A 9184-nucleotide genomic window follows, 5' to 3' on the forward strand; every position below is an offset into this window, starting at 1 on the left:
ATCTACAACACAAGAATAATACGACATACGCGTTCAATAGCATTATCTTGAATTAAGTCGTCTACCCTACCTAAGAACATCATGACTTCCACAGGGTCGCCAGGAATCATGCGAATCAACGCGAAAGTCAGCAAGGTGATGCCGAAAAACGTGGGGATCAACAACCCCAGTCGGCGGGCAATAAAACTAAACATCTTGTGTGGTACCTCATCAGCCGGTTAGGCGTGCCCGGTCTCCCTGGGATCAGGGAAACCGGGAGTTTCTTATCTACTTCACCTGGGTGGTGGCGAAGTTATTAGTGGTGAGAGGGCTGATGTGATAACCCTCTACGTTGTTGCGCATTGCAGTGAACATCCGGGTGTGGGCCATGCTGATCCACGGTTGGTCCTGATTAAACAGAACCTGGGCTTCTTCGTAGAGCCTGGCGCGTTCCGCCGGATCTACTTTAGCCCGTGCTTCATCCAGCAGAGTCTGGAATTTCTCGTTGCACCAGCGAGCGTAGTTTTCGCCGTTCTTGGCAGCTTCGCAACTGAGCATAGGCGTCAGGAAGTTATCCGGGTCGCCGTTGTCGCCCGCCCATCCGGCAGACACCATATCGTGCTCACCGTTCTTGGCGCGTTTGAGCATTTCGCCCCATTCCATGACGCGAATGTCGATCTTGATCCCGACTTTCGCCAGGTCAGCCTGCATCATCTGTGCGCCGAGCATCGGGTTCGGGTTGGTCGGACCACCGCCGTTACGGGTAAACAGGGTAAACACGGTGCCGTCCGGAACCCCGGCTTCCTTGAGCAAGGCGCGGGCCTTGTCGAGGTCGCGTGGCGGGTTCTTCAGGTCGTGGTTGTAACCCAGCAGCGTCGGCGGGTACGGGTTGACCGCGACCGAGGCGTTGCCCTTGCCGAACAGCGCGTTGACGTAGGCTTCCTTGTCGAACGCGATGTCGATGGCCTTACGCACGCGCACGTCGCTCATGTACTTGTGCTGGGTGTTCATGGCGATGTACGAGACGGTCATCGCGTCCAGCTCATCGACTTTCAGGTTGGTGTCTTTCTTGATGCTCGGAATGTCATCCGGCTTCGGATACAGCGCGATCTGGCACTCGTTGGCCTTGAGCTTTTGCAGGCGCACGTTGTTGTCAGTGGCGATGGCCAGAATCAACGCATCAGCCGGCGGCTTGCCACGGAAGTAATCCGGGTTGGCCTTGAACCGTACCTGGGCGTCCTTGGCGTAGCGCTGGAAGATGAACGGGCCGGTGCCGACCGGTTTGCTGTTGAGGTCGCCAGTCTTGTCGGCCTTGAGCAACTGGTCGGCGTACTCGGCGGAGTAGATCGAGGAGAACGCCATGGCGATGTCGGCGAGGAACGGCGCTTCGCGGCGGGTCAGGGTGAACTTGACCGTGTTGTCGTCGACTTTCTCTACGCTCTTGAGCAGTTCCTTGAAGCCCATGCTTTCAAAGTACGGGAAGCCCACGCTCGACTTCTTGTGCCACGGATGGTTCGGGTCCAGCTGACGCTGGAAGCTCCAGACCACGTCGTCGGCATTCATGTCGCGGGTCGGCTTGAAGTATTCGGTGGTGTGAAACTTGACGCCTTTACGCAAGTGGAACGTGTAAGTCAGACCGTCCTCGCTGATGTCCCAGGAGTCGGCCAGCGCTGGAATCACGTCGGTGGTACCAGGCTTGAAGTCGGCCAGACGGTTGAAGATGGTTTCGGCCACAGCGTCCGCAGTGACTGCAGTCGTGTACTGGACCATATCGAAGCCTTCCGGGCTGGCTTCGGTGCAGACCACCAAGGGTTTGGCCGAGACGCCAACAGCGACACTCAGCAACGCGGCAGCAATGGCCGCACGTAGGGGAAGCATTTTCATCGATAACCCTCTGCAATCGGTTGAAGACAAAAAACCGAACGGCTGACTCATCATGAGTCAGCCGTCGATTGGCGTTTTTACAGGATGTTGAACGGGATGGTGGTCACGAGACGGAACTCGTTGATGTTGCCGTCAGCCTGGTGCTCGCTGGCGCGGTGCGTGGTGTAAGTTGCACGAATCGCGGTGGCCTTGAGTGGGCCGCTCTGCACTGCGTAAGCCGCGCCGATGCCGTATTCATAGTGGCTTTCGCCGTCCATCAGGCTCAGGTCGCCGCGCTTGTCATCTGGAATGGTGTAAGCCGTGCCACGGTAGTGAGTACCGTCAATGCCCCAACCGCGAGCCTGGTAGATGTTGAACTTCAGACCTGGAACGCCGTACTCGGCCATGTTGATGCCGTAGGCGATCTGGAAGGATTTCTCGTTCGGGCCGTTGAAGTCCGACAGCAGGGAGTTGGCCAGGTAGATGCCGTTGGTTTCGTGCAGGTAGTCGAAGTACTCGTTACCGTTCACTTGCTGGTACGAGAAGGTCAGGCTGTGGGCCTGGTGAGCCAGGCCCAACGACAGCGAGTAGGTATCGTTGTCGATGTTGCCCATCAACTTTTTGCCTTCGTCCATGGTCTTGTAGTAGTTCAGACCGGTGGTCAGGCTCAGTACCTGGCTGTCACCCAGTTCGTGGGTGGCGCCGAAGTAGTACTGGTTCCAGAAGTCTTCGACGTTGGCTACATAGAGACTGGTTTTCAGGCTCTTGAGCGGCTGGTAGTTCACACCAGCGGTGTAGACCTTGTCGGTTTCTTCGCCATTGGCGCCGTACTCGGAGCGGAATTTCGACAGGCTCTGTTCGGTACGTGGCGAGACGCGGTCGAAACCGGCCAGGTCGAAGGACAGGTTGTTCAATTCTTCGCTGTGCAAGCTGATACCTTCAAAGCTCGAAGGCAGCGGACGGTTGCCGATGACGTCAACGATCGGCGTGCTGAAGTTCTGGCGACCGGCCGTCAGGGTGGTGTTCGAGACGCGGAACTTGACGTTGGCCAGACCCAATTTGCTCCACTGGTCTACTGCGTCACCATCGGAGTGTGCCAGCGTACGGTTGGAACCGCCGGCAATGTCCTTGCGGTCACGATCCAGAACGATGGCGTTGTAAGCGGCGACTTCGGTGCTGACGCCAACGGTGCCTTGGGTGAAGCCCGAGGTGTAGTTGACGATGGTGCCTTGAACCCAGTTGATACGGCGCGGGGTCTTGGTTCTGACCACTGGCGAGGTGTCTTTGTCGCTATTTTTCACGTAGCTGAAACTGTCGTCACGACGACGCAGTTCATTGGCATACCAGTTGCGTGTGGTGCCGCCCAGGCTTTGTCCATCGATAAAGCCTTTGGCCTCGCTTTGGGCGCTACTACCGGCCAATGTGGTTGGGACAAACTCCTGACTCACATTTTCAGCATAAGCCGTGGCGGTGATGCTGCTGATGGCCAGGGCCAGTATCGCAGTGCTGCTCAGTTTCATGGGTGAAGCTCCTTTACTTTCTTTTTATGCCGGCTTTTTTAGGTTGGCCGGTTATTGGTTTAGAACTCATTCACACATCGCAAACGTTTGCCAAAGGCCTGATGGGCGAATTTCGGCAAAGCGCTTGCGTGAGGGGGATAGACAGCCCCCTCAGCGTTGCGGCTAATCGGTTGGGTTAATCGATACTGACACCCGAGAAAACGTTGCGGCCGAACGGGCTGACCTTGAAGCCCTCGACTTTGGCGCTCAACGGTTGGTTGACCGTTGAATGGGCGACAGGCGTGATCGGCACTTGCTGTTTAAGCAATTGCTGGGCCTGTTTATAAAGCACGGTGCGCTGGTCGCGATCGGTGACGATCTTGGCCTGTTTGATCAGCTTGTCGTAAGCCGGGTCGCACCACATGGAGTAGTTGTTGCCGCCGATGGCATCACAGCTGTAAAGCGTGCCGAGCCAGTTGTCCGGGTCACCATTGTCACCGGTCCAGCCGATCAGGCTGATGTCGTGCTCGCCATTCTTGGTGCGCTTGATGTACTCGCCCCATTCGTAGCTGACGATCTTCACTTTCAGACCGATTTTCGCCCAGTCAGCCTGGAGCATTTCGGCCATCAGTTTGGCGTTCGGGTTGTACGGACGTTGCACCGGCATCGCCCACAAAGTGATCTCGGTGCCTTCCTTTACGCCGGCAGCCTTGAGCAACTCTTTGGCTTTTTCCGGGTTGTAGGCGGCGTCCTTGATGGTCTCGTCGTAGGACCATTGGGTCGGCGGCATGGCGTTGACCGCCAATTGACCTGCACCTTGATAAACGGCGTTGAGAATCCCTTGTTTATTCACCGCCATGTCCAGCGCCTGACGCACTTCGAGCTGGTCAAAAGGCTTGTGGCGCACGTTGTAGGCGATGTAGCCGAGGTTGAAGCCAGGCTTCTCGATCAGCTTCAGCTTCGGATCGGTTTTCAACGCCACGACATCGGCAGGGCGTGGGTGCAGGGTGATCTGGCACTCGTTGGCCTTGAGCTTCTGCACGCGCACCGAGGCGTCGGTGTTGATTGCGAAGATCAGATTCTTCAGCTTGACCCGGCTCGGGTCCCAATATTGTTCGTTGCCGGTGTAACGGATGTTCGAGTCTTTCTGGTAGCTCTTGAACACGAACGGGCCAGTGCCGATCGGCTTCTGGTTGATATCGCTCGGCTTGCCTTCGGCCAGCAGCTTGTCGGCATATTCGGCGGACAGGATCGCGGCGAAGCTCATGGCGATGTTCTGGATAAACGCGGCATCAACACTGTTTAGCGTAAACACCACGGTCAGCGGGTCGGTCTTCTCGACCTTGGCGATGTTCTTGTTCAGGCTCATCCCGTTGAAGTACGGGAACTCGGTGGGATAAGCCTTACGGAATGGTTGCTGCGGATCAAGCATGCGATTGAACGTGAACAGCACGTCATCGGCGTTGAAGTCGCGGCTGGGTTTGAAGTACGGCGTTGTATGAAACTTCACACCTTCACGCAGGTGAAAGGTGTACTTGAGACCATCCTCGGAAATATCCCACTTGGTCGCGAGGCCCGGTACGACGTTGGTCGCGCCTTTTTCGAACTCGGCCAGCCGGTTGTAGATCGGCTCGGCGGCGTCGTTGTCGGTTGCCGTGGTGTATTGCGCGGTATCAAAACCCGCTGGGCTGCCTTCTGAGCAGAACACCAGACTGTTGCCGGCGGCGAAACCGGTCGAAGTGGCGGCCAACAGGCCGGCACCCAGCAATGCGGAAAAAACCAAGGTATGGCGCATAACGCTCCCTCTTTTTTTAGTGTTGTTCGATGCGCCGCCGTCTCATCCGGAGACGTTGTGGCTGCGTCGAGCTCAATCCAATACGTACGGCAAACCGGTGGCCCACGCAGAGACTGGTCAGAACCCGACGGTAGGGACCGTGGGCCTGGCAGTAAATACGTAAAAGCCTGAAAACCTCGTAGGAAAGGGCGACACGTCCCACACCATTGCAGTCGTCCGCAATGGAATTGGATGTAGGCAAATTCCTAACTTTCCGGCAGATAAGGCAACGGCGACGTGAAAAACGTCGCCGTTGCGTTAACTCAATTGCTGACGCTGACGCCGTAGAAGGAGTTCAAGCCGAATGGGCTGATCTTGAAGTCCTGCACGTTGGCGCGCATGGGTTGATACACCGTCGAGTGAGCGATAGGTGTCATTGGAACTGCATCTTTGAGGACGTGTTGCGCCTGTTTGTACAGTTCGGTGCGCTTGGCCTGGTCGGTGGTGCGCTTGGCTTCTTTCACGAGGCCGTCGAACTTCTTGTCACACCATTTGGAGAAGTTGTTGCCGCTCAGCGAGTCGCAGCCGAACAGAACGTTGAGCCAGTTATCCGGATCACCATTGTCGCCGCTCCAGCCGATGATCATCGCCTGGTTCTCGCCGCCCTTGGAGCGCTTGATGTACTCGCCCCATTCGTAGCTGGTGATCTTCACGTTCAGACCGATTTTCTTCCAGTCGGACTGGAGCATTTCGGCCATCAGCTTGGCGTTCGGGTTGTACGGACGTTGAACCGGCATCGCCCACAGAACGATCTCGGTACCTTCCTTGACGCCGGCTTCCTTGAGCAGCGCTTTGGCTTTCTCAGGATCGTACTTGGCGTCCTTGATGGTGGTGTCGTAAGACCACTGGGTTGGCGGCATGGCGTTGACAGCCAGTTGGCCTGCGCCCTGATAAACCGAGTCGATGATCTGCGGTTTGTTCACGGCCATGTCCAGCGCCTGACGTACACGCAGGTCGGCCAGCGGGTTGGCTTCGTTGCTGCCCTTGACCTTGTCCATCACGTTGTAAGCGATGTAGCCCAGGTTGAAACCAGCCTGGTCAGGCATCTTCAGGTTCTTGTCTTCCTTCAGCGCCTTCAGGTCGGCCGGACGCGGGAACAGGGTGACCTGGCACTCGTTCTTTTTCAGCTTCTGAATACGTACCGACGGGTCGGTGGTGATAGCGAAGATCAGGTTGTCGATCTTCACGTCTTCAGGCTTCCAGTAATCCTTGTTCCCGGTGTAGCGGATGTTGGAGTCTTTCTGGTAGCTCTTGAACACGAACGGGCCAGTGCCGATCGGCTTCTGGTTGATGTCGGAAGCCTTGCCTTCCTTGAGCAGCTGGGCAGCGTACTCGGCGGACTGAACCGACGCGAAGCTCATGGCCATGTTCTGGATGAACGCGGCATCAACTTCTTTCAGCGTGAACTTGACGGTGTGGTCGTCGACTTTATCGATCTTGGTGATGTTGGTATCCATCCCCATGTCGGTGAAGTACGGGAATTCGGTCGGGTACGCCTTACGGAACGGGTCATCCTTGTTAATCATGCGATTGAAGGTGAACAGCACGTCGTCGGCGTTGAACTCACGAGTCGGCTTGAAGTACGGGGTGGTGTGGAACTTGACGCCTTCACGCAGGTGGAAGGTGTAAGTCAGGCCGTCGGTTGAAATGTCCCAACTGGTCGCCAGGCCAGGAACAACGGCGGTGCCGCCGCGCTCGAACTGGGTCAGGCGGTTGAACATGGTTTCAGCAGAGGCGTCGAAGTCGGTTCCGGTGGTGTACTGGCCTGGATCGAATCCGGCAGGGCTCCCTTCGGAGCAGAACACCAGGTTAGTCGCAGCGGCTGCGAATGGTGCGGAGGCTAACAAGCCTGCGCCGACTAAAAACGGAATGACCGCGTGTTTAAGCATGTTGGCCTCATGATTTGTTGTCATTTTTTAGTTGTGAGGTACGACCTCGTGAGTCGTGCCTGCGGATACTTATGCAGGGGCCATACCCATTGCAAGATCCAGAGTGTTAGCAAGCGTCAAACGGTGGCACGTACGTACCTTAATGTCGCATTGGTATAAGTTTTGACGCATTTGACCGTTTGCGAGTGTTTTTTACGGTGCAAATGAAGCCCCAAAACGGTGCATTGGTCACGTTGTGTGCGCCGGGGTGGGGCTTGGTGTTACTTATATATACCGTTGGTTTTGTGGGAATTTTCTGATGTTTGGGTGGGGGCTTTGTGGGGACTGGGGTAGTGGTTTTTTCGGGGGGTAGTACTGGGTGCAACTGGGGTGCTTCTTTTGGTAGCGCCTTGGATACATATCGGGGGTGAGGGTAAGTTTTTGACCGTTTAAAAGTATTTCAAATAACCGGAACCTTCCCACAAGGTTTTCAGGTTGTCCGTCGGACGTGGGCTCTCTAGTCTTTGGTTGTCGCTGAACATTCAGTGATCGGGTGTGAGAACCCTGGAATTCCCGTATCAGCATAATTGCCCGCAGCTTTGCTGCTCCGCAAATGCGTTATGGCGGCTGTGTGTGGGCAGACTTCGGTCTGGCCGGTTTCCTGGTTTTCCGGTTTCTCACCCCGCACATAGCAGCCACCCACTTCGCCGACCGGCTCGGTCGGGCCAGAGCGCAATACGGTGCTGGCGATCCAGCAGATCATCATGCTCGCCGAGTTGGCGGTGCATCGGGCGCTGGATCGGGTTGATCCGCAAACCTGACGCCCGCGTCATCGTTATTCGCGAGCAAGCTCGCTCCCACAGTGATCTGCGCCATTTTCAGCAACAATGCAGAACCTGTGGGAGCTGGCTTGCCAGTGATGGCGGCAGAATTGGCTCCGCAAATGTTGGACTGGACGCGTTCATACCTGTCAGACCTGACAGTAGATATGTCCTGTCATTTGATTAAGCATGAGTCTGGCTCGTCGCACGGTCTGATGTCGGCGGCGTTACCAGCGCTAATCCATATAAGGACATCATCATGACTGCTCAAGAAAAGGCTGATGCACAACAGCGTGGCTATGAGGTTCGGTATGTTTCCTCAACCACTGATTCCTGGTGGCAGGTTTATCGCAGTGGTTCTAAATTGGACGATCAGAAGTGCGGAACAGAAGCTGAGGGCTGGCAGCGTGCCGTCGATGTGATTTCCAGTGATCAATACAACCATTGATTCCCGCATGGTCAGGAGCACCGCATCATCGTTCTTCGCTAGCAGGCTAGCTGCCACAGTTGGAATGCATACCCCTTGTGGGAGCTAGCCTGCTAGCGATGGCGTCGGATCAGCCAGTACATATCCCGGGCACAAAAAAACCGGCGATCATTCACTGATCGCCGGTTTTTCATTCAGCCCAAATCAAATCACTGCATCAGCACTTCAATCGAGCCATCGGCTGTCATGTTGACCTGGCTGGTGCCTGCTTCGACTTCCGGGGTCACCGGCGCCGAGTCCATGGCCGCCGCTTTCATCATCATCGGTGCGCGCAGGTACGGTTGTGGATAACCGTTGCTGTTGAGGTTCAGGTTGACGATTTTGTAGCCCTTGCCGCCGAGTGCATCGGTGGCCAGTTGGGCACGGGCCTTGAAGGCGCTGACGGCTTCTTTCAGCAGTTGGTCTTCGCTGGCCTTGCGGGTCGGGTCAGCGATGGCGAAGTCCATGCCGCCCATTTTCAGGTCACCCAGCAGTTCGCCGGTGAGTTTGGACAGGGCGGCAAAGTCGGAGCTTTCCAGGCGCAGTTCGGCGCGTTCACGCCAACCGGTGATTTTCTGGCCCTTGGTGTCGTAGATCGGGTAGCTGTTGCGGCTGCCCTGGCGCAGGGTGATGTCTTTGACTTGCTTGGCCTGGGCCAGTGCCTTGTTCATGGTGGTGCTGACGTCGGCGGCGAGTTTGGCCGGGTCGGTGTTTTGTTCTTCGGTGTAGAGCGTCACGATCATCAGGTCGCGGGCCACTTCCTGGCTGACTTCGGCGCGCAGGGAAATCTGGTTGTAGTGCAGCTCATCGGCGGCCAGCGCCGGAAGGCTGGCACCGGTGCCGACGGTCAGGGC

Annotated in this window: 6 protein-coding genes and 2 pseudogenes; 2 read left to right on the plus strand and 6 right to left on the minus strand. The window is 56.5% G+C overall.

All coding sequences use genetic code 11. The features are described from left to right. The 5 genes and pseudogenes from ACIOZM_RS22705 to ACIOZM_RS22725 all read right to left on the minus strand — a co-directional run. Positions 1-194: pseudogene (locus ACIOZM_RS22705) on the minus strand (hypothetical protein); the annotation flags it as partial. A 73-nt stretch (positions 195-267) separates the two neighbouring features. Beyond that, entirely contained in the window at positions 268-1863 is a 1596-nt protein-coding gene (locus ACIOZM_RS22710; protein WP_401217487.1) for an ABC transporter substrate-binding protein, read from the minus strand. Between the two features lie 77 nt (positions 1864-1940). Then, the gene (locus ACIOZM_RS22715; RefSeq protein ID WP_401217489.1) at positions 1941-3362 is read right to left on the minus strand and encodes an OprD family porin; all 1422 of its coding nucleotides are present in this window, start codon (positions 3360-3362) and stop codon (positions 1941-1943) included. A 175-nt stretch (positions 3363-3537) separates the two neighbouring features. Continuing rightward, a complete protein-coding gene (locus tag ACIOZM_RS22720; protein WP_401217492.1) occupies positions 3538-5136 on the minus strand; it encodes an ABC transporter substrate-binding protein in 1599 nt (532 codons plus the stop codon). Between the two features lie 302 nt (positions 5137-5438). Continuing rightward, complete coding sequence (locus ACIOZM_RS22725; protein ID WP_401217495.1) at positions 5439-7064, minus strand: ABC transporter substrate-binding protein; 1626 nt, start codon at positions 7062-7064, stop codon at positions 5439-5441. A 698-nt stretch (positions 7065-7762) separates the two neighbouring features. Here ACIOZM_RS22725 and ACIOZM_RS22730 point away from each other — a divergent pair. Next, positions 7763-7864 (plus strand): annotated as a pseudogene (locus ACIOZM_RS22730) (DUF6124 family protein); the annotation flags it as partial. Between the two features lie 259 nt (positions 7865-8123). Continuing rightward, complete coding sequence (locus ACIOZM_RS22735; RefSeq protein ID WP_401217496.1) at positions 8124-8312, plus strand: hypothetical protein; 189 nt, start codon at positions 8124-8126, stop codon at positions 8310-8312. Positions 8313-8500: 188 nt separating this feature from the next. Here ACIOZM_RS22735 and ACIOZM_RS22740 read toward each other — a convergent pair. Further along, positions 8501-9184, minus strand: a 684-nt coding sequence (locus ACIOZM_RS22740) for an SIMPL domain-containing protein (RefSeq protein WP_401217499.1), incomplete at its 5' end; no start/stop codon positions are given.

The sequence above is a fragment of the Pseudomonas sp. NPDC087346 genome (assembly GCF_044744235.1).
Classification (GTDB): domain Bacteria; phylum Pseudomonadota; class Gammaproteobacteria; order Pseudomonadales; family Pseudomonadaceae; genus Aquipseudomonas.

Bases quoted from the DNA above. Each gene is read 5' to 3' on its own strand.
- ACIOZM_RS22710 (WP_401217487.1), bottom strand. From the start codon at position 1,863: ATGAAAATGCTTCCCCTACGTGCGGCCATTGCTGCCGCGTTGCTGAGT.
- ACIOZM_RS22720 (WP_401217492.1), bottom strand. From the start codon at position 5,136: ATGCGCCATACCTTGGTTTTTTCCGCATTGCTGGGTGCCGGCCTGTTG.
- ACIOZM_RS22715 (WP_401217489.1), bottom strand. From the start codon at position 3,362: ATGAAACTGAGCAGCACTGCGATACTGGCCCTGGCCATCAGCAGCATC.
- ACIOZM_RS22735 (WP_401217496.1), top strand. From the start codon at position 8,124: ATGACTGCTCAAGAAAAGGCTGATGCACAACAGCGTGGCTATGAGGTT.
- ACIOZM_RS22725 (WP_401217495.1), bottom strand. From the start codon at position 7,064: ATGCTTAAACACGCGGTCATTCCGTTTTTAGTCGGCGCAGGCTTGTTA.